The organism is Xanthobacter aminoxidans (genome assembly GCF_043193615.1).
Lineage (GTDB): Bacteria > Pseudomonadota > Alphaproteobacteria > Rhizobiales > Xanthobacteraceae > Xanthobacter > Xanthobacter aminoxidans.
On the sequence record NZ_JBAFUS010000005.1, the window covers coordinates 13,059 to 32,376 of the forward strand.

The following is a 19,318-nucleotide window of genomic DNA, read 5'->3' on the forward strand; positions in this document are numbered from 1 at the left end:
CCCGTGGCCCCCTGATCGGAGCCACGCGGAAACCCGCCCGCGCGGCGCCCGAGCGTATTCCGCGACCCGGCCGCAGAAGGTCCCCCGGCACTGGCATGACGCCGTCCGGGGCATGAGGAGGGGACGTGTCCCCTCGTCTTCCGCACCCGTCCCTGAAGGCATTCGCCCCGAAGGTATTCCCTGGCTGTGATGCAGCCGGGACGGGCTTCTTCACCTCTCACGTTGGCGCAAGGAGCTGCCGATGACCGAGATCGTGCTTGAATCCGTGGAAGATGTGGCCCCCCGCGAGGCCCTGCTCGACCTGTGCATGGGCGAGGGGCGCAAGGCCAAGTCCTCCGAGCGTCTGCGCGAGGGCCGCCTGCCGGCGGAAGGCCTCGCCTTTTCCGCCCACGGCCCCGACGGCCGTCTGGCCGGCACCGTGCGGCTGTGGAACGTGACGGCGGGCCCCGCCCGTCCGGCGCTGCTGCTCGGCCCGCTCGCGGTCCATCCCTGGTTCCGCGCCCACGGGCTCGGCGGCGCCATGATACGCGCCTCCATCGCGGCGGCGCGGGCCAAGGGCCACGGCGCCATCCTGCTGGTGGGCGATGCGGCCTATTACGAGCGCTTTGGCTTCTCCGCGGAGAAGACCGGCGAGCTGTGGATGCCCGGCGCCTACGACCGCAACCGCCTGCTGGCGCTGGAGCTGAAGGCCGGCGCGCTGGACGGCGCCCGCGGCCTCATCAGCCCCACCGGTGCCCGCATCGCCCTGCCCTCGCTGGAAGAGCTTCTGGCGCCGGTACTGCTGAAGTCCGCCTGATCCGATCGCGCGACGACACATGAAAATCCCCGGCTCGATCCGTCGCGCCGGGGATTTCTGTTTCGGGGTCCGGGATCAGGTCAGCCCTTCCGAGGCCGCTTCGGTTTTGGAGCGGCAAGGCGGTGGGCCGCCTGGAGCGCGGAGGCGAGCGTCGCCTCGTCCACCACGGTGAGGTCGCAGCGGGTGGCGCCCATCCGCCCCCATCCGCCCGGAACCGGCGCGAAGGCCTCGGGCACCTGCTCGCAGTAGAAATCGCGCAGGTCGGGATCGAACATCAGGTTGAGGTCGAGCCCGCTCGGCCCCAGCGTCGCGAAGATCTTGCGCGGCGTGCGGAACGCCTTGCGATCGACGTGCGGCGCCTCGCTCGCCTCGGGCAGAGCGAGGGCCATCTCCCGGACACGGGCGGCATCGACAGCCATGGAAGGCCTCCCTTTCAGCGGGAGGCCTCCGCAGGCCTCACCGCACGATGATGTTCTTGAACTGCCAGGGATCCTCGAGGTCGAGATCCTCGGGGAACAGCTTCTGGCGTCCGGTGAGGGGCGTCCAGTCCGTATAGGTGCCGATCATCGGGCCGAGATAGGGCGTCTGCACTTCGAGGCAGCGGCGGAAGTCCATCTCGTCGGCCTCGACGATGCCCGCCTCGGGGTTCTCCAGCGCCCACACCATGCCGGCGAGCACGGCGGACGTCACCTGCATGCCGGTGGCGTTCTGGTAGGGGGCGAGTTCCCGCGTCTCCTCGATGGAGAGCTGGGAGCCGAACCAGTAGGCGTTCTTGGCATGGCCGTAGAGCAGCACACCCAGTTCGTCGATGCCGTCGACGATCTCGTGCTCGTCGAGGATCTTCCAGCTGTCCTGGAAATGCCCGCCATTGCCGAACATCTCGTGCAGCGACAGCACCGCGTCGTTGCAGGGGTGATAGGCGTAGTGGCAGGTCGGGCGATAGACCACCTGATCGCCGTCGCGCACCGTGAGGTAGTCGGCGATGGAGATGGCCTCGTTGTGGGTGACGAGGAAGCCGTATTGCGCCTGCGGGGTCGGCGTCCACGAGCGCACGCGGGTGGCGGCGCCGGCGGAGAGCAGGTAGATGGCCGCGCCGCAGCCCGCCTCGTGGGTGCGGCCGTCCGGCGGCAGGGTCTTCTCGTGGGTGCCCCAGCCCAGCTCGGCGGGCTGCAGGCCCTCGGAGACGAAGCCTTCCACCGACCAGGTGTTCCAGAACTGGCCCATCACCTTGGGCTCGCGGGCGCGCTGGGTGTCGCGCTCGGCGATATGGATGCCCTTGATGCCGAGGCTGCGGGCGAACTGCGCCCACTCCTCGCGGGTCTTCGGCTCGGGCCGGTCGAGGCCGGTATCGGCGGCGACGTTGAGGAGCGCCTGCTTCACGAACCAGGACACCATGCCCGGATTGGCGCCGCAGGTGGACACGGCGGTGGTGCCGCCCGGATTGCGACGGCGGGCGGCTAGCAGGCTCTCGCGCAGCGCATAATTGGTGCGCGCGGCGGTGGGCATGGCCTCGTCGAAATAGAAGCCCTTCCAGGGCTCGATGACGGTGTCCACATAGAGGACGCCAAGTTCGCGGCACAGCTCCATCACGGCGATGGAGGACACGTCCACCGAGAGGTTCACGCAGAAGCCCTGGCCGGCGCCGTTGGTGAGCAGCGGGGTCAGCAGGTCGCGGTAGTTCTCGGCGGTGACTTCCGACTGGACGAAGCGGATGCCCCGGGAATCGAGCAGCTTGCGGTGGTCCGCCACCGGATCGATCACCACCATGCGCTCGCGGTCGAAATCGAAATGGCGCTCGATGAGCGGCAGGGTGCCCCTGCCGATGGAGCCAAATCCGATCATCACGATGGGGCCGTCGATCTTTGCGTGGACCGGCCAGTCGCTCATGGTGAAACACTCCTCGGGGTGGCGGCGCCGGCTCGTTACGGCGCCGCGAAAGTCACAGGACGCGCGAAAACGGGGGAACCCGTGGGATCGGCGCGGCGTGGAAACGATGCCGCGCAAGGGCGCGGCGTGGGTGTAGACGCCGCGCGCAAGCGCGGGCGGGCGCACCATGGGAAAAGCGCAGCCCGGCGTCAACCGAAGAGCTTGAGCAAAGCCGGCAAACCAAGCAGCGGCAGGGCTTGGCTCAGCGCCGGGTCTCGACTTTCACCGGCATGGCATCGACGTGGAAGAGCGCGGGAAAAAGCCGCGTCCAGAGCGCCACGACCATGAGCGTTCCAACGCCCCCCACGACCCCCGCGCCCACCGCGCCGATGAGCGCGGCAACCATGCCGGACTCGAATTCGCCGAGCTGGTTGGAGGTGCCGACGAACAGGGAATTCACCGCGCTGACCCGCCCGCGCATCTCGTCCGGCGTGGAGAGCTGCACCAGCGAGGAGCGGATGACCACGCTCACATTGTCCGCGGCGCCCAGCACGAAAAGCGCGCCCAGCGACAAAAGGAAGCTGGAGGAGAGCGAGAACACCACCGTCGCCAGCCCGAACACCGCTACGGCGGCGAACATGACGTGTCCCACCTGGCGCGTCGGCGGCCGGCGCACCAGCACGATGGACATGAGCACCGCCCCCACCGCCGGCGCGGCGCGCAGGGCGCCGAGGCCCTGCGTTCCCACATGCAGGATCTCGCCGGCATAGATGGGCAGCAACGCGGTGACGCCGCCGAGCAGCACCGCGAACAGATCGAGGGAGATGGAGCCCAGCACCACCGGGCTGCGGCGGATGAAGGCGAGGCCCGACAGCAGGGTCTCGAGCGTCATGGCGCTGCGCGGCCCCGGCGCATGGACATGGCGGATGAAGGCCATGGCAACCGCCGCCACCCCATAGCAGACCGCCGCCAGCGTCAGCGGCACGGCGGGCCCGAAGATGTAGGCGAAGCCGCCCACCGCCGGGCCGGCAATGGTCGCCATCTGCATGGCGGAGGAGGCCACCGCCAGCGCCCGCGGCAGCACCTCCCCGGGCACGAGGCGGGGCAGCAGCGCCGCCATGGTGGGTGCCTCGAACGCGCGGCTCGCCCCGATGGTGACGACGGCGGCATAGATCGGCAGGAGGCCGGCATGGCCGGAGCCCTCCGCGAGGGCGAGGGCGCCCACCGTGAGCGCCGACAGCGTCTGGCAGGCCAGCACGATGCGCCGCCGGTCGAAGGTATCGGCCACATGGCCCACCAGCAGGGTCAGGCACAGGATCGGCAGGAACTGCGCGAGGCCGACGAGGCCGAGGGCGGCGGCGCTGCCGGTGAGGCTGTAGACCAGCCACCCCACCACCACTCCCAGCATCTGGAAGGCGAGGGCCGAGCAGACCCGGCTGATCCAGAACAGGATGAAGGCAGGATGATCCCGAAGCCGTATCCCGGCTGAAGATGCGGCCGCGGTCACGGCTGCATCTGGGGGCGGCGCGGGGGAGATGTCGGCAGGCAGGTTGACGGGCGAGGTGACGGGCAAATCACGGGGCAGATCCGCGCGGTGGCACGTCCGTGGGCCGGACGATCCTTGGACCCTGCCCGCGTACCGTTGCAGGCAGGGGTTGGCAACCCATGCCCCAACGTCCGCTCACGAACCGTTCAAATGCTTGCCGTTCAGATGCTTGCGGTTCAGCTGCTTGGGTTCAGCCGCCCGCCGGTCAATCGCTCGCCAGGATATGGTTCTGGACGATGGGATAGACCTGACTGGCCCATTTGCGTCCCGAGAACACGCCGTAGTGCCCGACGCCCGCCTGCATGTGGTGGCGCTTCTTGTGCGGTCGCAGCGCCGAGCAGATGTCCTGCGCCGCCATGGTCTGGCCGATGGAGCAGATGTCGTCCCGCTCGCCCTCCACCGTCAGCAGCGCCGTCTTGCGGATGGCGCGGAAATCGATGGGCCGGCCGCGATAGGTCAGTTCGCCCTTGGGCAGGCGGTATTCCTGGAACACGTAGCGCACGGTCTCCAGGTAGAATTCGGCGGCAAGGTCCAGCACGGCGAAATATTCGTCATAGAAGGCCTTGGTGGACTCGGCCTTCTCTTCGTCGCCCTCCGAAAGGGCATTGTAAAGGTCGAGATGCGCTTTGACATGGCGCGAGTAATTCATGCTCACGAAGGCGGTGAGCTGGAGGAAGCCGGGATAGACCCGCCGCCCCGAGCCGGCAAAGCCCTTCGGCACGGTCGAGATCAAATTCTTCTCGAACCACGAGATGGGCTTGGAGGTCGCCAGCTCGTTCACCTTGGTGGGGTTGATGCGGCAGTCGATGGGGCCGGCCATGAGCGTCATGGAGGCCGGCACCGCCGGGTTCTTCTCCTGCCCCATCACCGCCGCGGCGACGAGGGCCTGCACGCACGGCTGGCACACCGCCACGAGATGGGCGCCCGGCCCCAGGACCTCCAGGAAGCGGATGACGTGCTCGACATAGTCGTCGAACCCGAAGGGGCCAGCCGAGAGCGGCACCTCGCGGGCATTGTGCCAGTCCGTGATGTAGACGTCATGGTCCGGCAGCATCGTCTTCACGGTGTTGACGAGCAGCGTCGCGAAATGACCCGACAGGGGCGCGACCACGAGGACGCGCGGCTGGGCGATGTCCACGTCCTTCTTGAAGCGCAGGAGGGTGCCGAAGGGCAGGACGGCGGTGTTTTCCTCCGTCACCTGAACTTCGCGATTGCCGACTTCAACCGTTTTGATGCCGAAAGACGGCCGGCCATGGGAGAGGCCGGCACGCTCGATGAGCTCGTAGGCGGCCGCGAGCTGGCGGAAGCCGAGATGGCCGTATCCATTGATGAGAGGGCCGTTGAGGGTCTGCCGCGCGAGGCTGGCGAAGAACCTCATCGGGCTCATGAGGTCGGCCTGGGCCTGATAGGCGGAGTACATCATGACAGCGTGCGCCGGACCGTCCGGCACCGCGGTGCCAGAGGAGTGAACCTGGAAGAAGTCTGCAGCATGATGCCGAAAGGTCCTTCTGCTCCGCGTCCCCCACGCCCGGCCCCCGACGGCCGGCGGAAGCATTAAGTAGTTGTCGCAGGCCCAGCTTTCCGCTTTGCAGCAAGCCTGAACGGATGTACCTGTTAAGTTGATATTGGAGCTATGCGTGGTGCATTGCAACACGCATCCTTAGCAGCAGGGCCGAAGGCCGAGCGACCGCGCCGGATGCCCGACCAAAGTCGAAGCCGCCGGCTGCGCCAAGAACAAGCATGCGCCAAGAGCAAACAAAGGCGGAAGGGTCGAGGGGAACGGTCAGGTCAGGGATCGCAAATCCGAGGCACGGGACAGGCATGGCGACGCTCACCATCTCCAGCAAGAATTACTCCTCCTGGTCCATGCGCGGCTGGCTGCTGTGCAGGATGGCCGGCCTCTCCTTCGATGAGGAGCGGGTGCCGACCGACGATCCCGACGCCAAGGCGGAGCTGCTGCTGCTGTCGCCCTCCTTCCTCGTCCCGCGCCTGGTGCACGAGGACGTGACGGTGTGGGACACGCTGGCCATCGCCTCCTTCCTCAATGAGGTCTTCCCCGAGGCCGGGCTGCTGCCCGCCGACCGCGCGGTGCGCGCCCACTGCCTCTCCATCTCCGGCGAGATGCATTCGGGCTTCGCGAACATGCGCTCGGCGCTGCCGATGAACATCAAGGCGCACTATCCCGGCTTCAAGGTCTGGGCCGGCGCGCAGGCGGACATCGAGCGCATCGCCGCCATCTGGCGCGGCTGCCTCACCGCCCATGGCGGTCCGTTCCTGATGGGCGCGACGCCGACGCTGGCCGACGCCATGTATGCGCCCGTCTGCTCGCGCTTCACCACCTACGACGTGAAGCTCGACCCCGAATGCGAGGCCTACCGCGCCCGCATCATGGCGCTGCCGCTGGTTCGCGAGTGGATCGACGGCGCGATCTCCGAGCCGGAAGAGCTGGAAGAGCTGGACGCCGAATTCTGATGCGGCCGGGTCCAGTCCTGTGATCGAAACGGCGGCCGCCGCCGTCTCCTCCGTGAACCTGGGCCTGATCGCCGTCGGCTTTGCCGTGCTCGTGCTGGCGGGCATGGTGAAGGGCGTCATCGGCATGGGGTTGCCGACGGTCGGCATCGGTCTGCTCAGCGTGTTCCTTGCCCCGCCCGAGGCGGCCGCGCTGCTGATCCTCCCCTCCACCGTCACCAATTTCTGGCAATACTTCACCGGGCCAAACGTGCTCGGCATCGCCCGGCGCTTCTTCTGGATGATGGTGATGGTGGCGGCCGGCACGCTCGTCGGCGGCCTGCTCCTGGGCGGCCTCGCCTCGCCCGCCGCGCAGCCGGTGCTCGGTGCAACGCTGCTGGCCTATGGCGCGCTGGGCCTGTCCTCAGTGCAGTTGAAGGTGCCACAGCGGCACGAGCCATGGCTGTCCCCGGTGATGGGCTTCCTCACCGGCCTCGTCACCGGCACCACCGGCGTCTCGGTCATGCCCTCGGCGCCCTATCTCCAGTCTCTGGGGCTGGCGCGGGATGATCTGGTGCAGGCCCTCGGGCTCACCTTCATCGTCTCGACCACGGCGCTTGCCGTGGTGCTGTTCCATCCCGGCGACGGTGGCGGGGCATTGGCCGATCCCGCCGCGGCGCTTGCCTCCGCGGCGGCGTTGCTGCCGGCCTTCATCGGCATGCAGCTCGGCGCCATGGTGCGCCGGGCGGCCTCGCCGCAGATGTTCCGGCGCATCTTCTTCTCCGGCCTCGGCCTGCTCGGCACCTACATGCTGGTGCGCGGCCTCCTCTGAGCCGGCCGCCGCGCACGCCGGCCGCCGCTCACTCGGAGAGGCGGTGGATGTCGTGCACGACGATGCCGATGGAATCGTCCGGCTTCCGCATCCATTCCTTCTGCCGAAGGGTCTTCACCGTGTCCTCGTAGCCGGTCTGCCAGTGCTCGCGCATGGAGGTCTGCGAGAACTCGTAGTCCTTGGATTCCCGCTCGTAGGTCTTTTCCTGATAGATCAGGTGACAGATGTTGACCGGGCCGGAGCTGGCATAATCGTCGATGAGGGCGATGTCCTCTTCCGTCCGCAGCTGCTCGGGAATGCGCTGGAGCGCGTCGTAGAGCTTCGAGCGCAGATCCTGAACCCGCCGGAACACATCGGTGGTGTAGCGGGTGCGGCTGGAATAGCTGATGTCCTTCTGGCGCTCCGACACGTCGAACATGTCCCGCGGCAGTTGTCCGCGGGCGCTGAACAGATCCACCTGGAACACCAGCGCGCTGGGGTGGTCCGGCTGGTCGAGCAGGAACTGGAGCGGGGTATTGGAGACGACGCCGCCGTCCCAGTAGAACTCGCCGTCGATCTTCACCGCCGGGAAGCCGGGCGGCAGCGCGCCGGAGGCCATGATGTGCTCCGGCGCGATCTTGTGTTCCTGATTGTCGAAATAGATGAAATTGCCGGTGCGCACGTTCACCGCGCCCACCGAGAAGCGCTTCTCGCGGGAATTGATGCGGTCGAAGTCCACGAGCCGAAGCAGGGTCTCGCGCAGGGGGGCGGTGTCGTAGAAGGAGGTCGCGCCGGCGGCGCCCGAGGGCAGCAGCCAGGGATTGGGGAAGCGCGGGGTGAAGAAGCCGCGCTGTCCCTGCAAAATGGTCCGGGTGGCGCTGAGCTGGTTGCGCCACTGGCGGAAGATGTCGCCTTCCAGGTTGATCGGCAGGATGCGCTGGGAGGTGATGGTCTCCCAGAAGTCCCTGAGCTTCGTCACCCGGTCCTGCGGCGCGTTGCCGGCGATGATGGCCGAGTTGATGGCGCCGATGGACACGCCGGAGATCCAGTTCGGATCGCACCCGACCTCCGACAGCGCCTCGTAGACGCCGGCCTGATAGGCGCCGAGCGCCCCGCCGCCCTGGAACACCAGCGCCACGCGCTTGTACTCGTCGATGATATCGCACAGCTCGCTGGAGCGCTGGTTGGCAGCGTCGGTCATCGCCCTCACCTTCTTTGAAGTTGTTTCCCTCGACCGGCGGCGCGCAGGACGCCGCCGGAAGCCGGACGTCAGGCGCCGTTTTCCTTCATGTAGTCGTAGACCACCTTGCCCATGCCGAGGGTGAGATCAGCCTTGATGTGCACGGCGGAGAGCACCTCCAGCACCGGCAGGGCCGCGACATTGCACAAGGCGTGCGGAAACAGGCCGAGGGCGCCGGGCCCGACCCAGCATTCCTTCAGCGTGATGTCCTCCAGATAGTAGCTCACCAGCTCGCAGATGCGCGGCGTGGCGTCCACGTCCGGGATGATCTTGAGCAGGAAGCTCGGGGTGAGCAGGGAGGCGAGGATCTTCTCCTTGTCACCGGCCACCCACTTGTAGCCCATGGTCGCGGAAGCGCAGAGGACGCTGCCGTAATGGAGCGTGCCGACCAGCGTGTCGGTCTCCACCTTGAGCTTCGGCTGGGCGTACTTCTTGGGAAAGCCCCACAGCTCGCGCCCGCCGGCGATGGGGGATTCGTCGTCCAGATACATGGAGTGGACGTAGCCGCCCTCCTGGCCGTTGAAACGGACCGGGATGACCTGTCCGGTCTCGGTGTAGTCACCGAAGCCGGTGGAATCGGGCATGCGGATGAATTCGTACTTCACCACCGGCTCGGTGACCTCGAGCGGCTCGGGCACCACCTTCGCGAGCGCCTCCGGATCGGTCCGGTAGGTGATGATCATGTATTCGCGGTCGATGAAGCGGTAGGGCCCCGGCGGGAACGAGGGGTTGGTGAGCGGCATCGAGTAGGCAGTGCGGCGAACGTCAGCGATCTTCATCGGCAGTCTCTCGTGCGCTTGTCCCGTTTCGCACCTGCGAATGGACGCCGCCAAGGTAGAGCGGACGGGCGCCCGTGAAAAGCCGCCCGCGGCACGAGTTTCCTGTGCGGCTAAGGACTTGGTGCGCGGCACCGAAACCGCGGCGGTTCAGAAGGCCAGCAGGCCGCCCTGACCCTTTTCCGTTCCGAACGCAACGGCCCCGCCGGAGCCGTGCCAGGCGATGGCGGTCACCGGGTCGGTGTCGGGCGCGCGCAGCAGGATCTCGGCGCCGTCCGAGATGCGCACCATCATCACCATGCCGTCCTCGTAGCCGATGGCGACGACCGGGTCCTTGGGGTGGGGCGCCACGACAGTCACCCGCGAGGTGGGCGAGGGCGCGAGCATGGCCGGCTCCTTGCCCATGGGGCCGTCCTTGGCCTGGAACGGCCACAGGATGGCCTCGCCCGAGCCGGACGTGGCAAGCCACTTGCCGTCGGCGGTGAAGGCGAAGGATTTCACCCGAGAGGGATAGCCGGACATGCGCATGTGCGCGCCGTCCACCACGCGCCAGCCGTGCAATGCCGGCTCCTGCATGGTGCTGACGAGGAAGCGGCCGTCCGGCGAGAACGCCACGCCAAGGTGCGAGCCCTTCCAGCCATAGACCTCCGGCTTGGCGCCCGCCGCATTGGGGAACCACAGCGACACGCCGCCGTAATGCGCCACCGCGAGGCGCAGGCCCTTGGGGGCGAAGGCGAGGCCGCCCACGGTGGAGGGCACCTCCAGCGACTTCGGCTCCCCCTTCTGCTGCAGCACATGGGCGACCTTGCCGGCCGAATAGGCGACGGCCCCGTCCGGCCCCAGCGCCACCCGGTCGATCCAGCGCCCCTTCTGCTGCGCCAGTTCGCGGGTGGTGCCGTCCGCCAGCGTCTCCATCACCCGCCCGTCGTCGCCGCCGGTGACCAGCCGCTTGCCGTCGGAGGCCGCGCTAAGCACGCCGCCGTCGTGAACCGGAACCACAACCGGCGCTGCGCCCTCCTCCAGCCCGATGAGGGAGGCCGTGCCATCCGTCCCCACGAAGGCGGCCTTGGACTCGAGGAAAGCGAGGGCGACAACGCCGGCCTCGAAGGCGAGCGGCCGGACCTTGCTGGTGAGGCTGGACGGGGCGGAAACCATGGTGCTCTGATCCCGGTGATGGACGGGGCGTTCCTTAAGGCACCGATGCGGGCCGCTGGCAACACCCCCTCTGCCCTATCCCTCCTCCGCTCTATCCCTTCAATGCTCTTGGCCTGCGCGCGGCGCGGCCGCATAAGGGCGGCGCCGCCATGTTCGACACCAAGCTCCCCATCGACGCCGTGCTCGGCGACATCCGCTCGACGCTCGCGTCCACCCCCTGCGCCGTGCTGGTGGCTCCGCCCGGCGCCGGCAAGACCACGCGCGTGCCCTTAGCCCTGCTGGACGAGCCGTGGGCGACGGGCGGAAAAATCCTCGTGCTGGAGCCGCGCCGCCTCGCCGCCCGCGCCGCCGCCCGGCGCATGGCGCAGACCCTCGGCGAGGCGGTGGGCGGCACCGTGGGCTTCCGCACCCGGCTTGCGTCCGAGGTGTCGCGCCGCACCCGCATCGAGGTGGTCACGGAAGGCATCTTCACCCGCATGGTGCTGGACGACCCCGAACTCTCCGGCATCACGGCCGTGCTGTTCGACGAGTTCCACGAGCGCAGCCTCGATGCCGATCTCGGCCTCGCCCTCGCCCTCGATTCCCAGCGCGGGCTCAGGGACGACCTCCGGCTCCTCGCCATGTCGGCGACCCTCGACGGCGCCCGCGTCGCCTCTTTGATGGGGGTGGGCGCGCCGGCCCCTGTCATCGAGAGCGAGGGCCGCGCCTTTCCGGTGGAGACCGCCTATCTCGGCCGCGATCCGCGCGCGCCCATCGACCGCCAGATGGCCGACGCCATCCGCCGCGCGCTGGACCGGGAAGACGGCTCCATCCTCGCCTTCCTGCCCGGCGCCGCGGAGATCCGCCGCACCGAGGCGCTGCTGCTGGAACAGGTGCGCGACCCCAAGGTCGATGTGGTCGCTTTGTTCGGCGCGCTGGACGCCGCCGAGCAGGACCGCGCCGTGCTGCCGGCCCCGGCGGGGCGGCGCAAGGTGGTGCTGGCGACCTCCATCGCCGAGACCTCGCTGACCATCGAGGGTGTGCGGGTGGTGGTGGACAGCGGCCTCGCCCGCGTGCCCCGCTTCGAGCCGGACGTGGGGCTGACGCGACTCGAGACCGTCCGCGTCTCCCGCGCCGCCGCCGACCAGCGCCGGGGCCGCGCCGGCCGCACCGAGCCCGGCGTCTGCTGTCGCCTGTGGAGCGAGGGCGAGACGGCGAGCCTGCCGGCCTTCGCCACCCCGGAAATCCTCGCCGCCGATCTCACCGGCCTCGTGCTCGACCTCGCCCGCGTGGGGGTGCGCGATCCTGCCTCCCTCCCCTTCCTCGATCCGCCCCCCGCACCGGCCGTGACCGAGGCGAAGGCGCTGCTGCGCCTCCTCGGCGCGCTCGACGGTGATGAGGCGGTCACGCCGCTCGGCCGCCTCATGGCGCGCCTGCCTCTGCCGCCGCGCCTCGCCCACATGGTCGCCATCGGCGCGGCGCGCGGCGTGGGCCGTCTCGGTGCGGAGATCGCCGCGCTGCTGGTGGAGCGCGGGCTTGGCGGCGACAGCGCGGACCTGCTTGCCCGCCTCGACGGCTTCCGCCGCGACCGCTCCCGCCGTGCGGAGGAGTCCCGCCGCCTTGCCGGGCGATGGGCGGAGATGGCGGCGCGGGAGGCTACGGCGGAAGAACCGGCGGACGGTGCGCCTCCCTCCCCCGCCGCCCTGCTGGCGCTCGCCTTTCCCGACCGGGTGGCCAAGGCCCGCGAGGGCCGGGCCGGGGAGACCCAGGTGCGCTTCCTGATGGCCAACGGTCGCGGTGCGGTGCTGGAGGGGACATCCCCGCTCGCCCGCGCGCCCTTCCTCGCGGTGGCGGAAGCCTCCGGCCGCGCCGAGGGCGCCCGCATCACCCTCGCGGCCGCTTTGTCAGCGGACGAGGTGGAAGCCTTGTTTGCCAACGACGTCACCTCCGGCCTCGAAGTCGCGTTCGACCCCGCCGCCATGGCAGTGCGGGCGCGGGAGGTGCGGCGGCTCAGGGCGCTGGTGCTCGCGGCACGGCCCCAGCCGGTTCCGGCGGACGCGAAGACGGCGCGCGCGCTCGCCCGTGGCATTGCGGATGCGGGCATCGGGCGCCTGCCCTTCTCCGCCGCCTTCCGGCAATGGCGCGAACGCGTCATGTTCCTGCGCGCCGCCGAGGGCGAGCCCTGGCCGGACCTCTCCGATGCGGCGCTGGCCGCATCGGCGGAGACATGGCTGGCGCCGTTTCTCACCGGCCGCACGTCGCTGGCCGACATCTCGGGCGCGGACGTGGGCAACGCCCTTCACGCCTTGCTGCCCTATGAGCTCACCGCCCGACTGGAGGCGGAGGCGCCCACTCATTTCGCCGCGCCCACCGGCTCGCGCCTCGCCATCGACTATGGCGCGGAGGGCGGGCCGGCGGTGGAGGTGCGGGTACAGGAATTGTTCGGCCTCACCGCCCATCCGGCTATCGCCGGCGGGCGGGTGCCCCTCACCCTCGCTTTGCTCTCACCCGCGCACCGGCCGATCCAGGTGACAAAGGACCTGCCGCAATTCTGGCGCGGCTCGTGGCGGGATGTTCGCGCCGACATGCGCGGCCGCTACCCCAAGCATCCCTGGCCGGAAGACCCCGCCGCCGCCCCACCGACCACGCGGGCGAAGCCGCGCGGGACGTGAGGGGGGCGTTTCCCGCCTTCGCTCAGGCGCCGCGCGGGCTGTGCGCGCCCTTCGGGGCCCGCCCCGCTACTCCGCCGGGATGGCCCGCGGCCGGCCCTCGCCGTCGATGGCGACGAAGGTGAAGACGGCCTCCGTCACCTTGGTGGACTGCTCGCTCTCGCGCGCCCGGCGCCACGCCTCGACCTCGATGCGCAGCGAGCTGCGTCCCACCCGCGCGATGTTGGCGAACAGGCTCACCTCGTCGCCCACCGCCACCGGAGACAGGAAGCTCATGGCCTCCACCGCCACCGTCGCCGCGCGGCCCCGCGAGCGGCGCGCCGCCACGTTTCCGGCGGCAAGGTCCATCTGCGACATCAGCCAGCCGCCGAAGATATCCCCGCTCGGATTGGTATCGGCCGGCATGGCGATGGTCCGGATGACCGGAATGCCATCCGGCATCTGCGACTCCTTGTCGTGCATCCCTTCTCCCCGCACGCCTGAGGCGTGCTCTGCGCAACGTTCCGCCGAAGCTGATAGCAAAATTTCGCCGCAGCGCCGCCAAATTTGATCCATCTCAGAGAATCGGGACCGGGGGTGTGGTTTCTAACGCTTGTCCATGTCTTTTCGGGGCAGACAGGGCATGGATGACCGGCTCCGCCTTGCTGTGTGGGCGGAGCCGGTATCTCTTTCAGCCGAACCTTTTCAGAAGGCCGGCACATGATTCCGCCGGAACGAGGCTGACCTCGTTACCGGCGGTTTTCATTTTGGGCCGGTCGCATCGGAGGCCGCCATGGTCCAGACCCGTCCCGAACGCCGCATCTCCCGCATCCGCCGCCGCGCCCTCGCCGCCACAGTGCTGGCCGGGGCGCTCGCCTCCGCGCTCGCACCCGTGGCGCAGGCCTGCACCCGCGCGGTCTATCTCGGCTCCGACGGCGTCGTCATCACCGGCCGGTCCATGGACTGGATGGAGGACATGCGCACCAACCTGTGGGCCTTCCCGGCCGGCATGGCGCGCGATGGGGCGGCGGGGGCCAACACGCCGAAATGGGTGTCGAAATACGGCAGCGTCATCGCCTCGGGCTATGACGTGGGCTCGGCCGACGGCATGAACGAGAAGGGCCTCGTCGCCAACCTGCTGTACCTCGCCGAATCCGAATACGCGAAGCCCAACGGCAAGCCGGCCCTCTCCATCAGCGTGTGGGCGCAATACGTGCTCGACAATTTCGCCACCGTCGCCGAGGCGGTCACGGCGCTCTCCGCCGAGCCGTTCGTGGTGGTGACGGCGAACCTGCCCAACGGCTCCGGCGCCCAGCTCCACCTCGCCATCTCCGATCCCTCCGGCGACAGCGCCATCTTCGAGTATCTCGGCGGCAAGCTGGTGGTGCATCACGGCCGCCAGTACCAGGTGATGACCAACTCACCCAGCTACGACCAGCAGCTGGCGCTCAACGCCTATTGGCAGGACATCGGCGGCACGGTGTTCCTGCCCGGCACCAACCGCGCGGCGGACCGCTTCGCCCGCGCCAGCTTCTTCATTAAGGCCATCCCCGCCAAGGCGGCGCCGGAAATTTTGTCCGCCGTTCCGGACCAGACCTACGCCAACCAGGCGGTGGCGAGCGTCGCCAGCGTGATGCGCTCGGTGAGCGTGCCGCTCGGTCTCTCGACGCCGGGCGAGCCGAACATCGCCTCCACCCTGTGGCGGACGGTGAGCGACCAGAAGGACAGGGTCTATTTCTTCGATTCCGCCACCAGCCCGAACACCTTCTGGGTGCCCATCGCCGACCTCGACCTGAAGGTGGGCGCGCCGGTGAAGAAGCTCGATCTCACCGGCGGCAAGGTCTATGGCGGCAACGCGGCCGCGCGGTTCGTGCCGGCGCAGCCCTTCACCTTCCTGCCCGTCAAGCTGGACTGAGCCGCTCGCGGAGCGAGCCTGCGCGGATCGTCACGCGCCCCTACTTGTTGACGCGCCCCTACGTGTTGACGCGCCCCTACTTGGGCGGCGGCGCGAAGGTGTTGGTGGAGGGCGGCGGGGCGAAACCGCCGCTCGATGGGGGTGGCGCAAAACTGCCGCCACTGGTGCCGCCGCTGGAGGGGGGCGGTCCGAACACGTCCTTCGAGCCCGAAGACGACGAGCTGGAGGACGAAGAGCTTGCCGGGGGCGGCGCGCTGGCGGCTGCTGGTGCCGGGGCGGGCTGCGCGGCGGCGGGCGCCGGCTTCGGCTTCGGCCGCGAGGCGGACGGCTTGGGCCGCTCGCGCACTTCCGGCGTGCCCTGCGGGTCGAAGCCCACATAGATGATGTAGCGCTCCATCTCGTTCGGCTTCAGCAGCGGGAACGCGATCTGGTCCTCCACCACGGTGAAGGGCGCGTGGCCCGGATCGGCCGGAACGTCGACGGCAATGGCGAAGAACTTGGTGGTGACGGTCTTGGGCGAGGGACCCTCGTTCACCACGGCGATGCGAACGGGCACCTTCACCTGACCGGGGCTGCCCTTTTCGCCCATCAGGACGCGACCTTCGATGCCCACCTTCACCATCATCATGCCGTTGGCGATGGTGCATTCGCGGGCGAGGCGGCCGATGGTGGCCTGATAGCGCAGCCCACCGCCGGTCGTGACCTGCCAGCTGCCGGCGCCGGTGCGCACGGTGAGCATGGGGCAGTCATAGGACAGCTGGTCCGGACCGGCGCCGACGACGAGCGAGCCGGAGTTGGCACTGTTGACCACACCGGCAGAGGTGCCGCCCGCCACCGGCGTTGCAATGGCGGTGCCGCCGGCGACGCCCGTATCCTGCGCGCCGAAGGAGCCGTCGAGGCCTTCACCACCGGCGCAACCGGCAAGGACCGCCGCCATCAGGCCGGGGAGCACAAGCCGCGCGAGGGAATGCCGGGAAAACGTGAAACCGCGGCGCGCCGTCAGAGACGACAGGGGTGCGCACACGCGTGAAGCTGCCATCGCGGGCCCGTCGGTGGCCCGGATCTGCGCGACCGTCCGTGTTGCACCCGCCATATCTTCAACTCCATGGGCGCCCTGGATCGCGCGCTTATAGCAAAGGGAAGCCGGCATGAGGACTCCCCGCCCGCCCCTGCGGGTCCCCGGCGCCGGCTCCGTGAAAGTAAGGTTACCGCAGGCCGATCAGCCTCCGAGGCCCACCGGCTTGCCCACCACCACCGTCAGCGCGTCCTTCGCCGTGGCCAGCCGGCCGGCGACGCGCTTGAGATCGTCGAGGGTGACGGCGGCGATCAGGGCGTTGCGACGGTCGATATAGTCGATGCCGAGATCGTCGAGCTGGATCTGCAACAGCTGGCCGGCAACCTTGGACGAGGTGTCGAAGCGCAGGGCATAGCTGCCCATCAGATAGCTCTTTGCCTCCTCCAGCTCCTTGGCGGTCGGCCCGTCCTTCAGGATCTGGCCGAACTCATGGGTGATGAGGGAGATGGATTCCGCCGCCCGCTCGTTCTTGGTCGCCGTACCGGCGAACCAGAGGCCGACATGGGAGAGCGCCACCTGATAGGAATAGACCGAATAGGCCAGCCCCCGCGCCTCGCGCACTTCCTTGAACAGGCGCGAGGAGAAGGCGCTGCCGCCGAGGATGTGGTTGAGCACATAGGCCGGGATGAAGTCCGGATCGCGCCGCTCCAGGCCGCCGGTGCCCATCACCACCACCGACTGCGAGACGTCGAGGGGGATGACCTCCACGGTGCCGATCTTCTGGGGCGTCACATTGGCGACGGGGGTCAGCGTCGCCTGGGCCGGGAGCTTGCCGAACACCTCGTCGAGCCGCTTGCCCAGTTCCTCGGCGCTGATGTCGCCCACCACGGCGACACGCAGGTTGGAGCGGGCGAAGGTCTTGCCGATGAAGCCGGCGATGTCCTCGCGGGTCAGCTTGGCGACGCTGTCCAGCGTGCCGTCCACCGGCCGGCCATACGGATGGCCGGGGAAGGCGAGCGCGAACCAGCGGTCGTTGGCGATGGCATTGGGCTCGGTGGAGCGGCGGCGCAGCATGGCGAGCTGGGAGGCGCGGATGCGCTCCACCGCCTCGCTGTCGAAGCGCGGCTCGTTCACCGCGAGGCGCAGCAGCTCGAAGGCCTTGTCGCGGTTTTCCGAGAGGGTGCGCAGGGAACCGCGCATCTCGTCGCGGCCGGCGTCGAAATGCAGCTCCACCGCATGATCGGCCAGCGCCCGCTGGAAGGCGTCGGAATCCATCGCGCCGGCGCCCTCGTCCAGCAGGGAGGACGCAAGGTTGGCGAGGCCGGCATGCTCGGGGCCGTCCTGAGCCGCGCCACCGAGGAAGGCGAACTCGAAGGCGATGAGCGGGAGCGTGGTGTCGTGGACCAGCCAGGCCTTGATGCCGCCGGGGCTCGTCACCTCGGTGATGCGGCTCGACTGGGACTGCGCCGTATCGGCGGCGAGAAGGGAAAGGGCCATCGTAACCATCGCAAGAAAGAGCCGGGCGGCAGGGCGAAGGCCCGCGCCCGCGAAAAAGGCGCGCCGGCCCGAACGGGCCGGCGAACGGAACACGAAAGCCGTGACGGTCGCCGTCACGAGCGATTGTCCTTCTTGCCGTCCGCCTTACCGGCGTCGCCGGCCTTGGGCTCGGTCTGCTTGAGGTAGCCGGTCACGGCCCGGTCGGTGACGAGGTAGCGACGGGCCACGTCACGCACCTGATCGGCGGTCACGGCCTTGAGCCGCTCGGGCCATTCGCGCACGTCCTTGGCGGAAAGGCCGGTGGCCCAGGAGGCGCCGTAGATGCGGGCGAGCGTCGCCTGGTTGTCCTGCGCATAGATGGTGTCGGCGATGAGCCGGGTCTTGGCGCGGGCCAGCTCCAGATCGTCCACGCCCTTCTCCTGCAGCTCGGCAACCACCGCATCCACCGCCGCCTCCAGCGTCTCAAGGCTCACGCCCGGACGCGGGGACGCATAAGCGACGAAGCGGGTCGCGTCGTAGGCGGTTCCTTGATACCAGGAGCCAGCCCCGGCCGCGAGACCCTTCTCGGCCACGAGGGTGCGGTACATGCGGCTGGTCTGCCCACCGCCGAGAATGTGCGAGAGCACTTCCAGCGCCTCCGCATCGCCCGGCGCAGCGGTCCGGGCCGAGGGCACGAGGTAGGAGCGCTGCAAGCTCGGCTGCGCGACGCGCGGGTCGGCCAGCGACACCCGCCGGTGGGCCCGCGGCTCGGGCTCCTGCGGGCGGTTGCGCGGCGGGGTATCGGCCTGGGCGACCTTGCCGTAGGTCTTTTCCGCCAGCGCCTTCACCTCGGCCGGATCGACGTCGCCGGCCACCACGAGCAGGGCGTTGTTGGGGGCGTAGAAGCGGCGGTAGAAGGCCAGGGCATCCTCGCGGTTGAGGCCCTTGATCTCGTGCTCCCAGCCGATGATCGGGTGCTGGTAGGGATGGTTGACGTAGGTCGTGGCCTGCAAAACCTCGGAGAGGCGCGCGCCGGGATCATTGTCCGTGCGCATGCGGCGCTCTTCCAGCACCACGTCACGCTCAGGCAGCACCACCTCGTCGGACAGTTTGAGGCCGCGCATGCGGTCGGCCTCGAAGCCCATCACGGTCTCGAGGTGCTCTTTCGCCACGCGCTGGAAATAGGCGGTGTAATCCTGCGAGGTGAAGGCGTTCTCCTGGCCGCCGAGGCGCGCCACCTCGGCCGAGAACTGGCCCTGCGGGTGCGCATCGGTGCCCTTGAACATCAAATGCTCGAGGAAATGAGCGATGCCGGACTTGCCCGGCTGCTCGTCGGCCGATCCCACCTTGTACCACACCATGTGGGTGACCACCGGGGTCCGGTGATCGGGGATGACCATGACCTGAAGGCCGTTGGCGAGCTTGAATTCGGTGACTTCGGGGCCCGCCGCATCAGCAAGGCGGGGAGAAAATGCGGCCGCTCCAGCGGCGAGAATGGCAACCATGGCGAGACGGCTCATCTGCACGTGACGATCTTTCGGCATTCGACGCGCCCGAAGACGCGTCCGTCAAGGAAAGATAGGGTGCCCGCCGCCGCAGAAAAGGACGGGCGACTGCGGTTTCCGTCCGTGCCCACCCTCGGTCCGC

General features: G+C 69.1%; 16 protein-coding genes. 5 read left to right on the top strand and 11 right to left on the bottom strand.

Annotated features, from left to right (window positions below):
* Positions 1-241: 241 nt before the first annotated feature.
* Positions 242-796 carry a GNAT family N-acetyltransferase gene (locus V5F74_RS20580; protein ID WP_394009877.1) on the top strand — a complete coding sequence of 185 codons (555 nt, stop codon included), beginning with the start codon at positions 242-244 and terminating at the stop codon, positions 794-796.
* 80 nt (positions 797-876) lie between these two features.
* Here the strand turns inward: V5F74_RS20580 and V5F74_RS20585 are convergent, their stop codons facing one another.
* The 4 genes from V5F74_RS20585 to V5F74_RS20600 all read right to left on the bottom strand — a co-directional run bounded on the left by V5F74_RS20585 (position 877) and on the right by V5F74_RS20600 (position 5,631).
* Positions 877-1,215: an MmcQ/YjbR family DNA-binding protein gene (locus V5F74_RS20585; protein ID WP_374252796.1), complete on the bottom strand. Its 339-nt coding sequence runs from the start codon at positions 1,213-1,215 to the stop codon at positions 877-879.
* A gap of 37 nt (positions 1,216-1,252) precedes the next feature.
* Entirely contained in the window at positions 1,253-2,683 is a 1,431-nt protein-coding gene (locus tag V5F74_RS20590; protein WP_250165343.1) for a homospermidine synthase, read from the bottom strand.
* A 241-nt stretch (positions 2,684-2,924) separates the two neighbouring features.
* Positions 2,925-4,169, bottom strand: coding sequence for an MFS transporter (locus V5F74_RS20595; RefSeq protein ID WP_394009878.1), 1,245 nt, complete (start codon positions 4,167-4,169; stop codon positions 2,925-2,927).
* Between the two features lie 244 nt (positions 4,170-4,413).
* Positions 4,414-5,631 (bottom strand): polyhydroxyalkanoate depolymerase, encoded by a 1,218-nt coding sequence (locus tag V5F74_RS20600; protein WP_029556107.1) that lies wholly within the window; start codon positions 5,629-5,631, stop codon positions 4,414-4,416.
* Positions 5,632-6,029: 398 nt separating this feature from the next.
* Here V5F74_RS20600 and V5F74_RS20605 point away from each other — a divergent pair, with 398 nt between their 5' ends.
* Positions 6,030-6,680: a glutathione S-transferase family protein gene (locus V5F74_RS20605; RefSeq protein WP_024276784.1), complete on the top strand. Its 651-nt coding sequence runs from the start codon at positions 6,030-6,032 to the stop codon at positions 6,678-6,680.
* A 19-nt stretch (positions 6,681-6,699) separates the two neighbouring features.
* Complete coding sequence (locus V5F74_RS20610; RefSeq protein ID WP_245279288.1) at positions 6,700-7,488, top strand: sulfite exporter TauE/SafE family protein; 789 nt, start codon at positions 6,700-6,702, stop codon at positions 7,486-7,488.
* 28 nt (positions 7,489-7,516) lie between these two features.
* On the opposite strand, the gene V5F74_RS20615 is transcribed toward V5F74_RS20610, so the two are convergent.
* From V5F74_RS20615 to V5F74_RS20625, 3 genes are all read right to left on the bottom strand, one after another.
* Positions 7,517-8,668 (bottom strand): patatin-like phospholipase family protein, encoded by a 1,152-nt coding sequence (locus V5F74_RS20615; protein WP_029556109.1) that lies wholly within the window; start codon positions 8,666-8,668, stop codon positions 7,517-7,519.
* A 68-nt stretch (positions 8,669-8,736) separates the two neighbouring features.
* Positions 8,737-9,486: an acetoacetate decarboxylase gene (locus tag V5F74_RS20620; RefSeq protein WP_374252801.1), complete on the bottom strand. Its 750-nt coding sequence runs from the start codon at positions 9,484-9,486 to the stop codon at positions 8,737-8,739.
* Between the two features lie 147 nt (positions 9,487-9,633).
* On the bottom strand, positions 9,634-10,638 hold the full coding sequence (locus V5F74_RS20625; protein ID WP_394009879.1) for a WD40 repeat domain-containing protein: 1,005 nt from the start codon (positions 10,636-10,638) through the stop codon (positions 9,634-9,636).
* Positions 10,639-10,787: 149 nt separating this feature from the next.
* Here V5F74_RS20625 and hrpB point away from each other — a divergent pair, with 149 nt between their 5' ends.
* The gene (gene hrpB, locus V5F74_RS20630; RefSeq protein ID WP_394009880.1) at positions 10,788-13,289 is read left to right on the top strand and encodes an ATP-dependent helicase HrpB; all 2,502 of its coding nucleotides are present in this window, start codon (positions 10,788-10,790) and stop codon (positions 13,287-13,289) included.
* 66 nt (positions 13,290-13,355) lie between these two features.
* On the opposite strand, the gene V5F74_RS20635 is transcribed toward hrpB, so the two are convergent.
* Positions 13,356-13,748: an acyl-CoA thioesterase gene (locus V5F74_RS20635; RefSeq protein ID WP_250165349.1), complete on the bottom strand. Its 393-nt coding sequence runs from the start codon at positions 13,746-13,748 to the stop codon at positions 13,356-13,358.
* 310 nt (positions 13,749-14,058) lie between these two features.
* On the opposite strand from V5F74_RS20635, the gene V5F74_RS20640 reads away from it, so the two are divergent.
* Positions 14,059-15,180 carry a linear amide C-N hydrolase gene (locus V5F74_RS20640; protein WP_394009881.1) on the top strand — a complete coding sequence of 374 codons (1,122 nt, stop codon included), beginning with the start codon at positions 14,059-14,061 and terminating at the stop codon, positions 15,178-15,180.
* Positions 15,181-15,256: 76 nt separating this feature from the next.
* Here the strand turns inward: V5F74_RS20640 and V5F74_RS20645 are convergent, their stop codons facing one another.
* The 3 genes from V5F74_RS20645 to V5F74_RS20655 all read right to left on the bottom strand — a co-directional run bounded on the left by V5F74_RS20645 (position 15,257) and on the right by V5F74_RS20655 (position 19,215).
* Complete coding sequence (locus V5F74_RS20645) at positions 15,257-16,117, bottom strand: hypothetical protein (RefSeq protein WP_394009882.1); 861 nt, start codon at positions 16,115-16,117, stop codon at positions 15,257-15,259.
* A gap of 282 nt (positions 16,118-16,399) precedes the next feature.
* Positions 16,400-17,692 carry a M16 family metallopeptidase gene (locus tag V5F74_RS20650; protein WP_250165352.1) on the bottom strand — a complete coding sequence of 431 codons (1,293 nt, stop codon included), beginning with the start codon at positions 17,690-17,692 and terminating at the stop codon, positions 16,400-16,402.
* A 113-nt stretch (positions 17,693-17,805) separates the two neighbouring features.
* A complete protein-coding gene (locus tag V5F74_RS20655; protein ID WP_051460529.1) occupies positions 17,806-19,215 on the bottom strand; it encodes a M16 family metallopeptidase in 1,410 nt (469 codons plus the stop codon).
* Between the last annotated feature and the right edge of the window lie 103 nt (positions 19,216-19,318).